Here is a 529-nt window from a genome sequence, read left to right as displayed (position 1 = left end):
GGCTGTAGCGAATCGTCGTGGTGCGGTTGCCCCGGGCGTCGTAGACGTGTTCGGTGAGGTAGCGTTCGGCGTCGAGCTCCGCCACCAGCTTGCCGCGTGCGTCGTAGATCAGGCGGGTGGTCTCGTCGGTGTTCGTGGTGGCCGACAGCTCGGGGCCCTCCAGGGCGGCGCCGGGCGCCAGGGCGCCGGCGCCCGCCGTCGCAAGATCCAGGTGTGCCTGGGCCGCGGCGTACCAGTCGCGCACGAGGGTGACAACGTTCGAGCCGAGGCTGCTGATCTCGAGATCGTTGCCAACCTGGCGGAACAGCAGACGGCTGGCGACGCCCGGGGCGCCAGGCAGAACCGGGTTGGTGTCGTTGGGCGCAGGAGGCGGCACGGTGACCCGTGCGCTGATGGCTGCCGTGTTCCAGGTGGTGCCGTCGGCGAAGCGGATCTGCTCGATGCGGTAGTAGTTGGTCGCGTTGAAGTGGTTCTGCACACGCAGGCTGTCGGAGCTGCCCACGATCGACAGCACGAGCTCGTCGCCCGA

General features: G+C 69.2%; 1 protein-coding gene. It reads right to left on the bottom strand.

The genetic code is table 11. The annotated features are described in order from the left end of the window. Window positions 1–529: calcium-binding protein (locus tag E8D38_RS28090; RefSeq protein WP_140637649.1), on the bottom strand; the 529-nt coding region annotated here is incomplete at both ends.

The sequence above is a fragment of the Methylibium rhizosphaerae genome, from assembly GCF_006386545.1.
Lineage (GTDB): Bacteria > Pseudomonadota > Gammaproteobacteria > Burkholderiales > Burkholderiaceae_C > Pseudorivibacter > Pseudorivibacter rhizosphaerae.
This window is presented reverse-complemented; position numbering and strand designations above follow the sequence as displayed.